Genomic DNA, 16,939 nt, shown 5'->3' with positions numbered 1-16,939 from the left:
TTGGCGATTTTTTAAGCTAACTCCCCCTACAGAACGCACTTAGAACTTTTGATTGGAGGGAAATGAGAGGAGAATTGGAAAAATTAAGGATTAGGATGCCTATGGTCGGACGCTTTGCCCTTCCGAAATCTTGATGAAGAAAGGATGTTAGAATCTGTTTGTAAAAGAAAAAGGTCCCTTAACTGACTGTTAAGGGACGCGATTAAAAAGGTATTATTGGTTTAATAAATTTCCAATGTCTTTCATCATACTTCCTACGGTAGGGACCGCTCCTGCACCAGGGCCAGTGAGAATATAAGTGCCATCGGAACCGTAAATCAAAACTACATTGTTCACTCCTGGGGGGACTAGTTGCAGAAAGAGTGGGTTTTGGGAACGATTTTTAAATCCAGCAGAGATATGCCAGTCATTTACAGAAAGTTTGAACCCTCCAATTACATCTTCTTCATTCGCTTCTTTTGTGATTGAGACTATATATCTTCTGAAAGTCGCTTCTCTAACTAATCTCTTCAAGTCGCTCTCAGAAATTGTCTTAACATCAATGTCTCTTGCTCGGATCTCACCGAAACCGCAGACATTAAGTAAAACTGAAACTTTGCTGGGAACATCTTTATTGGCTTCGGTATTAATCAGTTCAACTGGCTCTTCTGCCTCTGGCTCAGCATAGCCTAGTGTCTTCGCCTCATCCACCACTTCATCAAGTGTTCTTCCTCTACTTAATCCATCAAAAATATAATTCAAGGTGCCGTTAACAATTAAATGGATTTCTTTCGTATTAGGACCCAATCTTTCCTTTAACCAACGTAAGAGCCTAGTTCCGCCACCAACTGTGGCAGAATATCCGATATTACCCATCCAAGGTTGGAGCTCTGGGAAATAATTGCCCAATGCTCCTTTTTCACAGGTTACAACTGATATTCCTCTTTCAACCAACGGCCTTATGTATCCATAAGCAGCCTCACCGTTATCTAAAGTTGTGATACACAAGCAAACAACATCCACTTTTTGAAAATGTTCCATCCAGTTATTAAGTTGTCCAATCTTTATTCCGCCAGGGCTTTTGTATATTCCTGAAGTTCTTGCAATTGCTGGGATTTCCCAATCCCTTTTAAGAATTCTTTCAGAAAGTTCTGACCCTATTCGCCCAAATCCAATAATGCCAACTTTCATTATTTTACCCTCCTCTTTTTATTAGGTGCTATTTCCCACATTACCGTATTTTCCTAAAAAATCAATCCTTAATGGCTTGAAGTGTAATAGCTCCCCAGTTCAAAGCTTATTATAATTCTAGAGAACAGGGATTATATGGCGATGATGAAGGAGAAGTTGTTAGAAATTAAGAGGTTTTATAGGGGTTTAAAATTAGCTCCTATAAGTGGACGATGTTAGTTTTTATAAAATTTATTTATTAAATTAAAAGTTTTTATTATTTCATGTTCACGCAAGAATGGGTCAGATTCAACCAGACAAAGTTTTTTTATTGTTAGAGATTTTAAGGGTTTACGATTATCCTTTATATTTATTGTTTTTACGATATCAATTGCTTTTTTTCCGTCATCCTTAATTGCATATTCTATTGATTCGGAACTTTTATCTTTTCTCATAAAACGAAGAATATTCATAGTAAAAGCGCTTTTGGTGTCTTTGGGATATGCCTTGATACCTACGGCATTACAAGGAAATTCATAGGTTTTCTTTTCTGCTTCTTTGTTTATCTCATTTAGTTTCTTTATAAGTACTGGATGTGGAAATGCCTGCAAAGAAAAGGAGTCTATCCCTTCATTATCGCCAGAATATATCCATCTTAAATCAGTTTTTATTCTTCGTATCTGCTTGTGCTTAATTATTCCAATAATATTTTCCTGTATTTCTTCATAGTTAGTATATTTCAACAGATTTTTGAATTCTGTTAGCTTATCTTTATTATCAAACTTACATTTTAGAAAATTAATAAGAGTAAAGTGTAAATTTTTAGGAGGATACTTATATAAACCACTCTTTTTTATACTATAAGGGTTATCTATAATTTTTGTGTTTTTGAGTTGATTTATTATTTCGTCTTGACGTTTTTCTATTTTTTGTACACACTTTTCACCCTGTAGTTCTATTATTACAGAAAGAGCAAGATTAAATTCATATTTTTTTCCTTCCCAAAATTTAACACCTTTTGGAGCTTCAGAAAAGTATTTTAAATTATCAGATATATTTTTATTCATACCCTCTATTTTTTATAAATTTATCACTTTTTTACCTAAAAAACAAGCTGATTTAAAATAAAAATTGCCCAGTTGTGGGCTTTTTTGTTTTCGGGGTAGGAATCGAACGTCGCTCCACTCTCTCTCGCTTTGCTCGAGCGCCCCTTCTGGGCTTCGTTCCGCTCCTTAGAAACCCACGGTTTCTAACGTTTCCGCCTCAACGGCGGAAGCCTGTTTTCCTACACGGGGAGATACCCAATCTCCCCGACCCCCTCTGTGTGGTCCTCATCCTACCCCTTCGCAACTATCCCAAACCAAAAACACCCCTAAAGGGTGTCTTGATTTTGGGTGCTCCGCGGGTAGGATTCGAACCTACAACCTAGTGCTTAACAGGCACCCGCGCTACCATTGCGCCACCGCGGAATATGTTTTAATTATAGGAAAAATTAAAAATTTTTCAACTATTCGAAAAATTGTTTAGAAATTAGGGGGCAACCCTCCGGGGAGTCTGCCTCACGGCATCCAGGGAAATTAGAAATTATCTGTTAGTATCCTCTTAATTTTTTTAAACCTCTATGTTCTCTAATTTTTTCAAGGGATTTGGCTTCAATTTGACGAATTCGTTCTCTGGTTACCCCAAATTCCTGGCCAACCTCCTCTAAGGTATGAGTAATGCCATCATTTAAACCAAATCTCATTGATAAAATTTTTTGTTCTCTTGGGGTTAAGTCAATCAGAATTTCCTCAATTCTACTCCGAAGCAAAGTTCTGGCTGCAGCCAAAGAAGGAGAAATCTCTTTGTCGTCTTCAATGAATTCAGATAAGACGCTGTCGTCTTCATCGTCACCGACCGGAGTCTCTAAAGAAACTGCCTCTTGGGAAATTTTCATTATGTGGTGAACTTTTTCAACTTCTATTCCCATTTCAGCTGCAATTTCCTCCGGCAAAGGCTCTCTGCCCAGGTCCTGCACTAGCCTTCTTCTCATTTGAGTATATCTAGAAATAGTTTCAACCATATGAACAGGAATTCTGATGGTTCGAGCTTGATCGGCTAAGGCCCGGGTAATAGCCTGGCGAATCCACCAAGTGGCATAAGTGGAAAACTTATAGCCTCTCCTCCAGTCAAACTTTTCTACTGCCCGAAAGAGGCCTAAGTTCCCTTCCTGAATTAAGTCTAATAGAGTTAGGTTGGGCGATCTACCTATATATCTTTTAGCAATCGAAACTACTAACCTTAAATTGGCCTGAGCTAAGCTCTTTTTGGCCTCTTCATCGCCTTTCTCAATTTTTCTAGCTAATTCTTTTTCTTGATCAGCGGTCAAAAAAGAAACCTTTCCTATTTCTCTTAAATATATCTGGACTGAATCTATTCTTTCCCCTATGCTTGTTTTTAATTTATCGTTTTTAATCTTCTTTTTTGTTTCTAAAAATTCTGGAGCCTCTTGAATTTTAATTCCCCGCCTTTCGAATTCTTCATAAACCTGTTCTAAGCCCTGGATATCTTTTTCTACTTCGGGAAAATAAGACAGAATTTCGCTGAAGGTAACAAAACCCCGCAATTCCCCTTTTTTAGTTAAAACCGCCAAATCTTCGGGGTTAAATATCTCTTTTTTGAGAGCAACTATTTTTGTTTTACGGTGAAGTCTCTTTCTTTTTCTTCTTTTAACCTTCCGAGGTTTTCTCCTTTTTTCTCTCTTTGTTCCTCTGCGTTGCTTTCTTTGGCCTTTTTTTCTTAATTTTCTCTTCTTGGGGATATTGCTCTTGCTTTTTTCTCTCCTGTTTCTGCTTTTCTTCCTTTTTTTACTCTTTTTAATTTTTTTAGTTTTTTCCATAATCAATCGGTTAATTCCTGGCTAAGTTTATTAAACTTCTTAATCAAAGTGTTAACTTTTTTAAAATCCTTTTTTTCTTCAGCTCTTTTAACTTCCTGACCAAGTAGGTTCAGTTTATTTTTTTTCTCTAAAAACCGAAGTTCCCGGCTGCAAATCTTAATTTCTTCGTCGGTATCTTCTATTTCCTCGATCTCTGATTTAAGGGAAAGATAATTATATAAATCCATGAAATCCGGAGAAATCTTTCCTTCAATATTACCATCAGGATTTTTTTTAAGCGCGGTCACTATTTCTTTTATGCCCGAGGAAAAATAACTAATTATGTTTGGTTTGATTAGATTTAATTTTTCCGGGTGCTTTAAAACTATAGCAGCAATATTCTCTTCGAGCATCTCTTTTCGTGATTTTGGTTCTTTTTTAATTTCAGAAGTAAATTCTTTATCCCCTTGAACTGCATCAATTCTTTGAGAAGATGTTTTATTCATTTCTTCTACAATATCTTCTTCTTTTACTTGAAGACGTCTGGCCAGTTGTTGAATCCAATGAGACTGCTCTATTTTGTTGGGAATTCTTTTTAAAATCGGTAAAAGAATTTTGGAAATTTCTTTCTTCGCTTCTGGAGTCAAATCTTCTCCTTTGTCTAGAACAGAAGAAAAAGCTGTTTCAAAATAGAAATCAACAACAGCCCTTGCTTTTCCGATAAGTTTTTCCCATTTTTTAGGATCTTTGGAGATTACGTCGGCAGGATCTTCTCCTTTTGGCATCACTATAACCTTAACACTAAATCCTTGATTTTGAGCTAAGTTAATTCCTCTTTTGGTGGCTGTATCCCCGGCAATATCCATATCAAAGGCAGTGAGTAAGTTTTCTGAGTAACGACGAAGAATTTTTAATTGATAAGGGGTTAGAGCCGTTCCTGAGGTAGCTGCCGTATTCTCCTGACCTGCTTGGTGAGATAAAATAGCATCAATATAGCCTTCAACTAAAATACATGAATCATTTCTTCTAATAGCTACCCTGGCTTTATCTAAACCGTACAAAATTCGACTTTTGTCATATAAGAGAGTGATAGGAGTGTTAACGTATTTTGCGATCTCAGAAGAAACAAATCCTGAGGAATGGTTTCGTTGCTCTACGTTGACAATTCGACTACCAAAACCAACTATCTGAGAATTTAAATCAAAAATCGGAAAAATTATTCTGCCCCGGAAACGGTCATATGTATTTCTTAAATTCTCGCGAATTTCTCCCGAATCTCCTCCGGTGTTCTCTTTTTTAATGGCCAAGCCGGTTTTAACTATTTCTTCTCTGTGATAACCTCGGCTAACCAAAAAATCAGAAAGCCCCTGCCAGGTATCGGGAGCATAGCCTAAACGCCATTTCTTAATACTGCCTTCGTTAACTCCTCTTTTCAAAAGATATTTTTCAGCATCTTTACCTGTTTTGCTGTCTATGAGCTGTTTTTCAAAAAATTTAGTAGCCAGCTCTACTATCTCATAGAGTCTTTGACGTTCAGTTTTCAATTTTGGGTCCTGCCTTTTTAGTTCCACTCCGGCTTTTTGAGCTAGAATTCTTAAGGCATCACCAAATTCAACCCCTTCAATTTCCATCACAAATTGAAAAATATTGCCGCCCTTGGCACACCCAAAACAATGCCAAATTTGACGGGCCGGACTAACAAAAAGAGAAGGTTTTTTTTCTGAATGAAAGGGACAGAGAGCTCTGAAATTTGCTCCGGCTTTTTGAAGCCTAATATAACCCTGAATAACTTCAACTATATCCAAACGGTTCTTTATTTCATCGATTGGCGAGCTTAACATAACTTAACATAAGGAAATCCCTTTAAATCCATCTTTATAACAAAATTATCATAACATAAATTTTCGAAGCGGGCAATTTCCGTTCATCCTTAAATTGGTATGGAGATCAACCCTTCACCTTTTGCTAAAGGTGAAGAGTTGACACAACCTTTTCGCCAAAGATACAATAAGAGGTGGATTAAGAAGAGGTGGATTAAGTAAATTATAAACTAACGATCCCGTCAATGGCGGGATTTTAGAAATAGATTCGTTATGAAAATACTTTTCCTTTATGATTTTCCTTTGTGGGGATCAGGCTCTGGAACTTATGTCCGACATTTAATTAAAGAATTAGAAAAATTAAACCACAAAATAGGAATTATTGCCCCCGAGGAGAGGCGATTTTTGGCAGATAAAATAAAACAATATCGGGCTACTCCGCCCCAAGTCCCGGTATTCGTAGATCACCCGGAATTAAAGGGAGCTAAAAGATATTCAGAACTAAGCGAGAGAGAAATGACTGAAATTTACAAATCCTACTTAGATACAACCCTGGAAGCGGTATCTAACTTTCGGCCAGACCTAATTCATGTTCACCACCTTTCTTTAACTAGTTGGGTAGCAAGATATATCAGCGCTTTAAAAAAAGTTAAATACATTATCACTTCCCATGGAAGCTGCCTCTACGGCCTGCTTTCCGATAAAAGATATCTTCCATTGTCTGAAGATGCAGTAAGGCAAGCCAAAGCAATTACAGTTGTCAGTGGAGACTCAAGAAGTAAATTCCTAAAAATATTTGGCCGGAGTTATAAAAAAAATCTTCACGTTATTCCCGGCGGAGTTGATATAAGTCTTTTTCCCCTAAAGTTAGACACCTCAGCTATGGATAAAAAATATAAAATTAAGGATAAAAAGGTTGTGCTTTTTACCGGCAGGCTTATTTCTCATAAGGGAGCGCGCTACCTAGTTAATGCTGCAAAAGATATTAAGGGTGAAATATTTTTATTAGGGGAAGGGCCAGAAAAACAATATCTTTTAGACCTTACCGCCAAAAAACAATTAAAAAACGTTCATCTTATAGGATATTTAAGCGGTCAAGACTTAATTAATTTTTATTATCGAGCTGATGTTTTTGTGGCTCCATCTGTTTGGGACGAACCTCTGGGCCTAACAATTTTAGAGGCAATGGCCGCCAAAACTCCAGTAGTAGCTACCAGAAAAGGAGGTATTCCCCTTTTAGTTAAACAAGGCGTTAATGGTTTTTTTGTCAGACCCCATAATTCAAAACAAATTGCCGGAGCCTGTAATAAACTTTTAGAAAACGATGAGCTAAGAAAGAAAATGGGGGAAGCAGCCAAGAAAATAGTTGAAGAAAAATTTGCCTGGAAGAAAATAGCTTTTAAATTTCATCGCCTTTACCGAAAAATAGGTAGCAATAATAAAAGAATAAAATAAAACGGAGAAATTTTTATGAAAATTCTTATTGTTGCCCCCTTAAAAAGGAAAGTTGGACCCGAAATCACAGCCGCAAGACCAAGGGTTATTTTTGATTTAAGTTTAGGACTTATTAAGGCTGGGCATATGGTTTCAATTTTGGGGACAAAAAACAGCTTTGTTTCAGGAGCAAAAATTATTCCAATAATTCCCAAGGCTTTTGGCGAGCTGAAATCTTTTGAAAATCCTTTTTATGCTGAAACTGGTTTTTTAGTAAAGCAGGCTAAAATTTTGGAGAAAATCGGTAATCAATTCGATATTATCCATAACCACAGCTATCCTGAATTTATAAACCTCTTGGTGATAGACAAATTAAAAGTACCCGTTTTAACCACTATTCATGCCCAAATGACTCCCCAGTTAGATGAAGTTCTGTCTCAATTTAATGACTTAAAAAACTGTTATTTTATTTCTATTTCTTATGCCCATAAAAAATTAGCCGAAAAGACTAAAATATGGAAAGTCATTCATAATGGAGTAGATACAAATCTCTATCGTTTCTCTCTAAAAAAAGATGATTATCTTTTATGGATCGGAAGATTAAGTAAAGCTAAAGACAAAAGAGGAAATTTCTTAGACCCAAAAGGAGTAAGATGGGCGATTAAATTGGCTAAAAAAACTAATTCAAGGCTTTTGCTATCTGGCAACGTTGAAGACCCAGAATTTTTTAAAAAAGATATTAAACCCTATTTGAACAATAAAATTAAATGGATAGGCCCCATCTCTTCTGAACAGCCCCTAAGCAAAAAGGAGGTTGTGAAATTAATGCAAAAAGCAAAAACATTTTTAATGACAGTCAACTGGTATGAACCCTTTGGTTTGGTGGTGGCAGAAAGTATGAGTTGTGGAACACCAGTTATTGGTTTTGATAGGGGCGCAGTATCTGAACTGGTAGCTAATGGAAAAACCGGTTTTGTGGTCAAACCAAAAGAAGGTATTGAGGGGTTGAAAAAAGCTTTAAACAAAATTGATGAAATAAATCCTCGAGATTGCCGAAAGCATATTGAAAAAAACTTTAGCTTAAAAAAAATGGTGGAAAATTATGAAAAAGCTTATAAAGAAATTAGAAGTAAAACATGAAACCAAAAAAACTCAAAATCGCCCAACTCTCTACCCCTTTTATTAATGTGCCACCGAAAACTTATGGTGGAACAGAATTGGTAGTTTATAATCTCACTAAAGAATTAGTTCGAAGGGGACATAAAGTAACTTTATTTGCCACTAAGAATTCGAAAACTTCGGCTAATTTAGAATATGCTTTTAAGAAAGCTTTGGGCCTTGGGATGATGAAAAATCTGCTTTCTGGATTAGCACAAAAACTTTCTTGGGCCCATGCTCTCCCCTCTCTTTATCATGCTGTTTTGCCTTTTGAGAAAGCTAGTCAATTTGATATTATTCATAATCACTTTCATTACTATGGGCTGTTCTTTTCGTCTTTAATAAAAACTCCCGTTCTTACTACTTATCACGGGGATTTCGCTACAGCCGAACGAAGTCGAATAGAGAAATTAATTTTAGAAAAATATAAGAAAAATTTTTGGACAGCCATTTCTAAAAGCCAGAAAAATCAGGTTAAAACAAAATTAAACTTTTTGAAAGTTATCTATCACGGGGTGCCAATAGAAAATTTTCCTTTCTCTCAAGAGCATCAAAATTATTTAGCCTGGCTAGGAAGAATTACAAAGAAAAAAGGACTATTGGAAGCAATTAAAGTGGCTAAAAAAACAAAAAACAAATTAGTTATTGCCGGCACCGTTAATCCCAGAGACCGAGAGTATTTTAGAAAAGAAATAAAACCTAAAATCGATAATAAATTAATATTCTTTATTGGGCCGGTTAACTACCAAAAGAAAGTTAAACTCTTAAAAAATGCCAAAGCCTTGCTTTACCCTATTTCCTGGGAAGAGCCTTTTGGGCTGGTAATGATAGAGGCTTTGGCTTGCGGTTGTCCGGTGATTGCTTTTAACCAAGGGAGTGTTCCCGAAATAGTGAAAAATAATGAGACAGGATTTATTGTTAAAAATACATTGGAAATGGCCGGGGCAATTAAAGATATAGATAAAATTAACAGAAAAAAGTGCAGAGAACGAGTTGAAAAAAATTTTACTATTGAGAAAATGGTTGATGGCTACGAAAAAGTCTATCAAGAAATCTTAAGTAGATAATCTAATTTTAAAAAAGCCCTTTAAAGGGCTTTTTTGTTTTTGATTTCGGAAAACTTTGTTTTAGTCTTTGGCCTTATGAATGACTCTTTGAGGAAATGGAATTTCGATTCCTGCTTTATCAAAAGCGATTTTTAATCTTTTGCGAAGCTCGCCGGTCACGTCCCATTGTCTTAAGGGTTTGGTATCGCCCAAAATCTTAATAGTAATGGCAGAATCTGCGAAATCATCTACTCTCAGGAACTGAGGCGGCTTTAGAATATCTTTTGCCCATTTTGGGTCTTTGGCCATCTCTTGACCGACTTTATTGACCACTCTAATCACTTTCTCAAGGTCTGAGCTATAGCTTACCCCGATATTTAGATTAACTCGGGAAAATTGTTTGCTTAGATTAGAGGCCTTGGTAATTTCTCCATTGGGAATATAGTGAACTACTCCGTCCAAGTCTCGCAAAATTGTTCTTCTTAAATTTATATCTTCCACTAAGCCGCAGGTATCTGCCACACAGGCCACATCCCCTACTCGATATTGATCCTCTAAAATAATGAAGAATCCGGAAATTAAATCTCGAATTAAATATTGGCCGCCAAAACCAAAAGCTATGCCAGCTACTCCAGCTATTGCCAGGAGTGGCCCAATATTTACGCCAAACTCAGAAATAATCATTAGGCCTGTCATTAACCAGATTAAAACGCTTAGGGCAGAACCCAAAACACTTTCTAAGGTTTTTGCTCTTTTTTCTTGGGCCTGTCCGTCCCTGATTTTATAAGTCCGCCCAACAAATTTTTTCGCTAACTTGGAAATGAACATTCTGGCAAATCGGTTAATTAACCAAGCCCCAATTAAAATTAAAATTATTTTCAAACCGTGGGATAAAAACCAAGGCATCAAATTTTGAAGAATGTTCTGCTGGGTAAGAAAGGCAGGTAAATTCATAAGTTAAGTCTTTTTTAATTTTTTGGCTACTCCTTTTATTTGACTGTTGGGAATATAATGCAAAACGCCTTCTGAATCTTTTAGAATGGTTCTTCTTAAAGTTATTTCTTCAATGACTCCTTCCACTCCGGCAATTTTAACTTTGTCCCCAATCTGGTATTGATTTTCTAAAAGAATAAAAAGGCCAGATATAAAATCTGAAATTATATCTTTGGATGCCATACCCACGGCTAATCCCATTAGACCAACACCAGCTAATATCGGAGCAATATTTATTCCAAATTCAGGAAGAATCGTCAAAAGGGCTACCGCCCAAATTATAAATTTTAAAGTTCCGCCAAAAACACCAATTAAGGTTTCCGCTCTTTTTTTTCCAGCTCCGTCCAGTTTATCTGTAATTGCTCTTTTAATTGCTTTTTCAATGAAAACTCTCAAGACCCGATTAACAAAATAAGCGGCAATTAAGATTAAAATGATTTTTATACCATGGGATGAAAGCCAGACAATTAAACTTTGAAGAATGTTTTGAAGATCGATGTTTTGGAAGATCATAGTTTTATTTTAGTTAATAATTGATAGAAGGCGAAGGAGGTGGGCCCCGCACAGCAAACTTAGTTTATATGCGGGGTAAAACTCGAACCTTTGCAAGGCGGTGTCGTTTGGGCGAAGTCAAGACTTCGGAATACCTATTCACTCTCATCTTTCTTTGCCAAACCTACGGGGCTTAGCCAGTCCGTAGCTTTAGCGAAGGATGGCGGAGAGGGTGGGATTTGAACCCACGGAACCTGTTAAGGCTCGGTTGCTCTCCAAGCAACTGCACTAGTCCACTATGCGACCTCTCCTGATCTCTCTTTCTACTTTAGAGGCAAATTAGCAATTATTTTGATGATAGCAGGATGATGGGCAGAAAATTTATAAATTAAAATTTTCAGAACTGCTAAAAAATCAGAAATCTCTTCTTCTAAGCCTTTGGGTCCAACGAAAATTTCCCAGAATTCTTTAATCGCCCTCTTATTAAAATTGTTAAAAATTTCGTAATCCTTTCTCTTTTTTAAATACTCAATTATTTTCTTAAATTCTCCCCTGTTCAGCCAAATCCCATGACATAAGTTGCAGAGATCAATCTTAATATTCGAATCTCCATAATTAACCTTATAGAGAGGTAAACGGCAAAAAGGGCAAATCTTTGAATCTCGGGATATTTTAAATTTTCTCTTCTCTTTCCAAAGATCGATATCCAGCCAGCTTAAACCCTCGTCTTTCTTGTCTTTAGCTAAATTTAACTCATCCTCTTCAAACCATAAACCAAGACATTTTGGGCAATAGTCTATTTCTGCTCCATAAAAGATTGTTTTCTCTAAACTTTCTTGACAAAAAGGACAAGTCATAAAAATATAATCCTAATCTACCCCGGTACTACAAATCCTGTTGGATTTGAGTACGGGGCCAATAATACTTAAATATTTGCTTTATTTCGAGAGGTGCTCGCCCCGTACCATCCGAACGAAGCGAGGATTGGTTCGGGGCGAATATTATCCGAATGCTACGAATAAATATTCGGATGGACGCATTCGGATACCCCGAGCCTAAATGAAATGAAGGCGAGGGTTGCCGTTATTCGGATGCTTTCATTCCCCTTAGGGCCTTAATTCTTTCCTCTATCGAAGGATGTGTCACCCCGAAGTATAAACTTCGTTTAACTACGGGGCAAGTAAACAATTTAATTATTTCACACATTCATCCCTCTGAGTGCTTCTATCCTATCCTCTATCGGTGGATGGGTCAAAAAAAGTCGGCGGAACCGGGAAGTTTTTTCTTTACCCCGGAAGGGTGAAGCAATGTATAAATGGGCAGTCGAATTATTGGCTACTCTCAAATTATGGGGATCGGCAGAAATTTTAACTAAAGCTCTGGCTAAGCCTTCGGGGTAACGAGTTAGCAAAGATCCTGAAGCATCGGCTAGAAATTCTCTCTTTCTGGAAATTGCCAACTGAATTAAAGTGGCAGCAATGGGAGCTAAAATGGCAGCTGCAATCCCCAAAACCAATAAAATTACTCCTCCAGATCCCCTATTATTTCTTCTCCCTCCTCCAAAAAAACTTATCCTTAAAAACACACTAGAAAGGATAACCACTGTTCCGACCAAAACAACAATAATGGTGCTTAAAAGAATATCTCTGTTGCCAATGTGAGAAAGTTCATGAGCAATTACTCCTTCTAATTCTGCTCTGTCTAATTTTTCCAGAAGCCCCCGGGTTACAGCCACAACGGCGTGATTTTTATCACGACCGGTAGCAAAAGCATTGGGCTGGGCCTCTTCAATGATATAAATCTTGGGCAAAGGAAGACCGGCGGTAATAGATAAATTTTCGACAATTCTATAAAGCTCGGGGTTGTCTTTCTTCTTAATCGGTTTTGCTTTGCTCAAAGACAGGACAATCTTATCAGAATACCAGTAGCTGCCAAAACTCATAAAGACACTGAAGATTACAGCAAAAATCAAAATTACCGGACTGTCAAATAAGTAGCTGAAAAACCAACCTAAACCAGTTATAAAGAGTAAAAAAAATATTAAATAAAGCCAAGTTTTTCTAGTGTTGGATTCAGCCTGAGAATATAATGTCGGCATAGCCTCTTAAAGTCTGAAATTCGAATATCGAAATCCGAAACAAATTCGAATAACCAAAATTCGAAACTTTTTTTATTCGAAATTCGAATTTAGATATTGTTTAGAATTTAGCATTTCGGATTTAAAATTTAACGGATACCGGTTCCCGAGACGCAGCTTCTTCTATTTCAAAAAAGTCCATTTTAGTGAATCGGAAAGTATTGGCGATTACGTTTGCTGGAAAACTCTCAATTTTGATGTTTAGATCTCTAACATTTCCATTATAGAATCTTCTAGCGGCCTGAACTTTGTCTTCGGTGTCGCGTAATTCTCTTTGAAGCTCCAAAAAGTTTTCAGCAGCCCGTAATTGTGGGTAATTTTCGGCTACGGCAAAAAGACTCTTCAAAGTATTGGAAAGAAAATTTTCAGCTTCTCCTTTTTCTTTGATTGTCTGAGCTCCCATTGCCCTGCCTCTGGCTTCGGTCACTTTTTCAAAGACCTCTCTTTCATGGGTGGCATAACCTTTGACTGTCTCAACTAAATTAGGGATTAAGTTATATCTTCTTTTTAGCTGAACATCAATATCCGACCAGGCTTCCCTTGTTCGACTGCGAAGAGTGATTAAACGATTATAAGTTAAAATCGCCCATAGAACAATAACTGCTGAAATAACTAATAAAATAATTGGAGTCGAAATCATAATAATAAAATTATCTTTTTTCAGCGACCTTTCGTTTATGATAGATTGTTCCTGGATTTTTTCAACCCCCACACCAAACGAGTACATACTTCGTATTTTACGCCTCCGGCGTCAGTGCTCGTTATGGTGTGGGGGTAAACAAAATGTGCAGAGCTTAGCTCTGCACATTAATCAAAAAATCAAAATTTGCTCCGGATTGAAAAATTCCTTTCTGGGGAGCGCTTTTAATTTAGGGAAAATTTATTAGCGACCAATCGAGATTGGACCTTCGAACTCATAACCTGGAGCAGAAATAGTAATTCGGCCAGCTGCATTTCTGGAAATTTTGTAACCTGTATCATAAGAAGCAGTGCCGCAAGGCAACGTATCTGGTGTTACTCCATTTGACGGATCCAAGGGCATAGAGCCCAAATAATCTGGAACAATGCAATCGCAAATATCGAAAGCGGCGGCATCAGCTCCGGTACCATCCCAAGCAAGGGCAATGTCGGTACTTGTAAAGGCAAGTAAATTTTCGCAATTGCCAGTTGTGTTCCAACCTCCTTTTTCGTCAACTATTTTTATGGAAATGGCATTGGCAATAGCAGAAACATCTCCCCAACGTTTAGCATCATTAGCTTTGGCAAATTGACGGGCAGGATTTATGGCTACAATAGCTATGGCCATCAAAACGGCAATAATACCAATTACTATTAATAATTCAATCAGTGTAAACCCTCTTTTCTTATTAAAAATTTTCATTTTTCGACTTGAAGTTTAAATTTTTAAAAGTCGACCTTTTCCCCCACCACTTTTAGAGAGGTTAAATACTGCGAAACGCGATTTGGCTAAAAGTGGCGAGGGATTTGACCTTTTTTCTTTTTTTATTATACCAATTCCTAGATTAAAGGTCTTGTGGAAAACTAAACCCTCTAAATTTTAGTTTTTTGGCAATAAATTTATTTCAATCATCTTCGGGTTTTTCATTAGTCCCCGGAGAGCCGAACCAATGGCTGTGGTATATAAAATCGGATTGACTTTTTGGGCTTCTTTGAAATATTCTTTTGTCTTTAGAATATCAATATTGATTTTATTCCAAGGATCCCCAACAGAAATAGGTTTTTCTAAGTTCTCTGTAAAATATTCAGTTAAATAAGGAAGAGCAGCGGATCCTCCGGTTAAAATTATCTTTTCAATAACTTTGCCAGATTTATTTTGAAAATATTCTTCAATTTTTTTAATCTCCGAAGTGATTTCCTGGATCTCTTTTTGCAAAATTAAAAAAACTTTGCCTTCTTTTTTTTCTGGATCAAGGCCAATTTCTTTTTTCATGTTTTCGGCCTCCTGAAAAGGAATACTTAATTTTTCCATTAAGACCTGGCTGAATTTATCTCCGGCAATATCAATTGAAATACTTAGCTTGAGAAAGTTTTCAGTAAAAATACTGAAATTAGTAGTTCTTGCTCCAATATCTGTGATTAAAATAGTGTTTTGGCTTTCGCCAATAAGAGCTCTAGCCAGGCTCATTGATTCTGTTTCTAAAACTATTGGCCAAAGTTTTAATTTCTTAAATATCTCTAAATAATCCTCAACAATATCTTTTTGGATGGCCGCCAAAAGAACTCCCTTATTTCTAACCCTAGAATCAAAATAGAGCTCGCTCAAGGAAAAAGGGAAATTGTTAATGGCCTGAAGCTCTATTTCTTTCTTCATTTTTTCTCTTCCCAAAGCTTTTGGTAATTCGAAAAAATGAATAAAGGTTTTTGATTCCGGCAGAGTGAAAATCAGTTTTCCTGTCTTTGTCTTGCCAAATTTTAAGCCTTCGACCAAAGATCTAAGAATAATCTCGAACCTTTTTTTGTCAATAATTTTTCCGCTTTTAATAATGCCCGGTTCTAGAATTTCTCCTCCCATGGCCAAAAGCTTAGGCTCTTTAATGGGATCTTCCAAAGAAATTATCTTAATAGAGTAATCGGAAATATTTAATCCAAAGATCGTTTTTTTAAAAAAATTGAACATTATTCGTATAAGCTGACCGAAGCACCGGAGAACATAAAGTATTATGTGCTCGGCGCTCGGGAAGCTACGCTATTCGCATACTAAAAATCGGCTACTTCCTGCCAAGAATCAATGATTATTTCCGGACTAATTTGGTTTATCATTATTGCTATTTTTCTTGTTTGATTTTGAAAACTGGCTGAGACTTTTATGGTCCAATTACCTTCAATCGATAGAATCTGGCAGCTCCCATTTTCAATGTTAATAGTTTCGCCTCCGGGATAATTAAGGTCTTCTTTTAGCTTCATTAAAGCATCTTCTGCACAAAGACTGGCCAGATAATGAGCCTGGGAAGACTGGCTTTTTTGCAGGCTCATACTAACTTCTCCAATACTAAGGAAACTAATGCTTAATCCAATCATCAGAACTATACCTAAAATTATTAAAACTGCCATCAAGGCAATGAAACCTTTCATTGAAAATATGAAACTCCGGGCACAAGCGTATAATATCCATGGTTACGAGATCTCGTTCCCCACCGGCTTGTGCGCGGGGCGGAATCCCGCACTGAAAATCATCACCCATCACAAGAAAACCCGTGATCTTCTGGTGCGTGGATAAATATTTATTCACCCCCATCATCGTTTCTCCAGCGATAATGAAACTGAGCAAGGTAAGGCCGAGCTTCTGCCCCACCCGGAATCAAACTAATACTTGATCTTAAACTAATCGAAGCTTCGTATTCGACCCGAGCACCAGGGTTAATATGGTCAACAATCATTTCTATCCTGATTGTCCCAGGAGTATCCGGATAAGAAAGATTATCGAATTGAAGGTTGCTTACTATCACCTGGTCGCTGGTTAATTCATGGGGCCCACTAATGCCTTGAGTGATCCTTAACTTCCCTCCCACCACATCGAATACTGTAGGATTTAGATGGGCAGCTGACATAGCCAGAGAAAGGGAATTTGCAGAATTACCAGGAAGAGGGATATTGATACCGGTAGCTTTCTTTATTTCCTGAGTTATTTTGATCATGGCAAATCTACTATTTTGTTGAGTTTCTTGATAGGCGGTTTCCTTTATGTTCCCGAGAATAACGTTCCATAAAAATCCCGTCATTACAATGAATATTGTTCCAATAATCGCAATATAAATTATAAGTTCGACTAAGGTGAAACCTTTATTCTTCATAATACTGTCTTAATACGAAATATTACAAGGAGGAGCGAAGC

The 16,939-nt window shown here is 36.9% G+C and carries 16 protein-coding genes and 2 tRNA genes; 3 read left to right on the top strand and 15 right to left on the bottom strand.

Annotation, left to right across the window (positions count from 1 at the left end; translation table 11 throughout):
• Window positions 1-213: 213 nt before the first annotated feature.
• The 5 genes from ENH66_04045 to ENH66_04025 form a co-directional block, all read right to left on the bottom strand.
• On the bottom strand, window positions 214-1,170 hold the full coding sequence (locus ENH66_04045; protein ID HDZ54835.1) for a hypothetical protein: 957 nt from the start codon (window positions 1,168-1,170) through the stop codon (window positions 214-216).
• Between the two features lie 215 nt (window positions 1,171-1,385).
• Window positions 1,386-2,216, bottom strand: coding sequence for a hypothetical protein (locus ENH66_04040; protein ID HDZ54834.1), 831 nt, complete (start codon window positions 2,214-2,216; stop codon window positions 1,386-1,388).
• 330 nt (window positions 2,217-2,546) lie between these two features.
• Window positions 2,547-2,618: transfer RNA gene (locus ENH66_04035), tRNA-Asn, on the bottom strand.
• A gap of 122 nt (window positions 2,619-2,740) precedes the next feature.
• Window positions 2,741-4,027, bottom strand: coding sequence for a sigma-70 family RNA polymerase sigma factor (locus ENH66_04030; GenBank protein ID HDZ54833.1), 1,287 nt, complete (start codon window positions 4,025-4,027; stop codon window positions 2,741-2,743).
• A gap of 2 nt (window positions 4,028-4,029) precedes the next feature.
• The gene (locus ENH66_04025; GenBank protein ID HDZ54832.1) at window positions 4,030-5,847 is read right to left on the bottom strand and encodes a DNA primase; all 1,818 of its coding nucleotides are present in this window, start codon (window positions 5,845-5,847) and stop codon (window positions 4,030-4,032) included.
• Window positions 5,848-6,099: 252 nt separating this feature from the next.
• Here ENH66_04025 and ENH66_04020 point away from each other — a divergent pair, with 252 nt between their 5' ends.
• From ENH66_04020 to ENH66_04010, 3 genes are read left to right on the top strand one after another with little or no spacing between them, the layout of a single operon-like run.
• The gene (locus ENH66_04020) at window positions 6,100-7,281 is read left to right on the top strand and encodes a glycosyltransferase family 1 protein (protein ID HDZ54831.1); all 1,182 of its coding nucleotides are present in this window, start codon (window positions 6,100-6,102) and stop codon (window positions 7,279-7,281) included.
• A 15-nt stretch (window positions 7,282-7,296) separates the two neighbouring features.
• Entirely contained in the window at window positions 7,297-8,400 is a 1,104-nt protein-coding gene (locus tag ENH66_04015; protein HDZ54830.1) for a glycosyltransferase family 4 protein, read from the top strand.
• Window positions 8,397-9,485, top strand: coding sequence for a glycosyltransferase family 4 protein (locus tag ENH66_04010; protein ID HDZ54829.1), 1,089 nt, complete (start codon window positions 8,397-8,399; stop codon window positions 9,483-9,485). The genes ENH66_04015 and ENH66_04010 overlap by 4 nt, the downstream gene beginning before the upstream one ends.
• 60 nt (window positions 9,486-9,545) lie before the next feature.
• Here ENH66_04010 and ENH66_04005 read toward each other — a convergent pair whose 3' ends face one another.
• The 10 genes from ENH66_04005 to ENH66_03960 all read right to left on the bottom strand — a co-directional run bounded on the left by ENH66_04005 (window position 9,546) and on the right by ENH66_03960 (window position 16,898).
• Window positions 9,546-10,418 (bottom strand): mechanosensitive ion channel family protein, encoded by an 873-nt coding sequence (locus tag ENH66_04005; protein HDZ54828.1) that lies wholly within the window; start codon window positions 10,416-10,418, stop codon window positions 9,546-9,548.
• Between the two features lie 3 nt (window positions 10,419-10,421).
• Window positions 10,422-10,970 carry a mechanosensitive ion channel gene (locus ENH66_04000; protein ID HDZ54827.1) on the bottom strand — a complete coding sequence of 183 codons (549 nt, stop codon included), beginning with the start codon at window positions 10,968-10,970 and terminating at the stop codon, window positions 10,422-10,424.
• A 200-nt stretch (window positions 10,971-11,170) separates the two neighbouring features.
• A tRNA-Ser gene (locus ENH66_03995) sits at window positions 11,171-11,260 on the bottom strand.
• Window positions 11,261-11,272: 12 nt separating this feature from the next.
• Window positions 11,273-11,806, bottom strand: coding sequence for a hypothetical protein (locus ENH66_03990; GenBank protein ID HDZ54826.1), 534 nt, complete (start codon window positions 11,804-11,806; stop codon window positions 11,273-11,275).
• Between the two features lie 341 nt (window positions 11,807-12,147).
• The gene (locus ENH66_03985; GenBank protein HDZ54825.1) at window positions 12,148-13,047 is read right to left on the bottom strand and encodes a zinc metalloprotease HtpX; all 900 of its coding nucleotides are present in this window, start codon (window positions 13,045-13,047) and stop codon (window positions 12,148-12,150) included.
• 121 nt (window positions 13,048-13,168) lie between these two features.
• A complete protein-coding gene (locus ENH66_03980) occupies window positions 13,169-13,726 on the bottom strand; it encodes a LemA family protein (GenBank protein HDZ54824.1) in 558 nt (185 codons plus the stop codon).
• 243 nt (window positions 13,727-13,969) lie between these two features.
• Window positions 13,970-14,467, bottom strand: a complete 498-nt coding sequence (locus ENH66_03975; GenBank protein ID HDZ54823.1) for a type II secretion system protein — start codon at window positions 14,465-14,467, stop codon at window positions 13,970-13,972.
• Between the two features lie 177 nt (window positions 14,468-14,644).
• Window positions 14,645-15,724, bottom strand: coding sequence for a hypothetical protein (locus ENH66_03970; protein HDZ54822.1), 1,080 nt, complete (start codon window positions 15,722-15,724; stop codon window positions 14,645-14,647).
• An 80-nt stretch (window positions 15,725-15,804) separates the two neighbouring features.
• The gene (locus tag ENH66_03965; protein ID HDZ54821.1) at window positions 15,805-16,179 is read right to left on the bottom strand and encodes a hypothetical protein; all 375 of its coding nucleotides are present in this window, start codon (window positions 16,177-16,179) and stop codon (window positions 15,805-15,807) included.
• A 149-nt stretch (window positions 16,180-16,328) separates the two neighbouring features.
• Window positions 16,329-16,898 carry a hypothetical protein gene (locus tag ENH66_03960; GenBank protein ID HDZ54820.1) on the bottom strand — a complete coding sequence of 190 codons (570 nt, stop codon included), beginning with the start codon at window positions 16,896-16,898 and terminating at the stop codon, window positions 16,329-16,331.
• Between the last annotated feature and the right edge of the window lie 41 nt (window positions 16,899-16,939).

Source organism: Candidatus Nealsonbacteria bacterium (genome assembly GCA_011050465.1).
GTDB lineage: Bacteria > Patescibacteriota > Minisyncoccia > Minisyncoccales > RBG-13-36-15 > RBG-13-36-15.
Note: the sequence above shows the minus strand (reverse complement) of the source record. Positions and strands in the feature narration are given on the sequence as shown.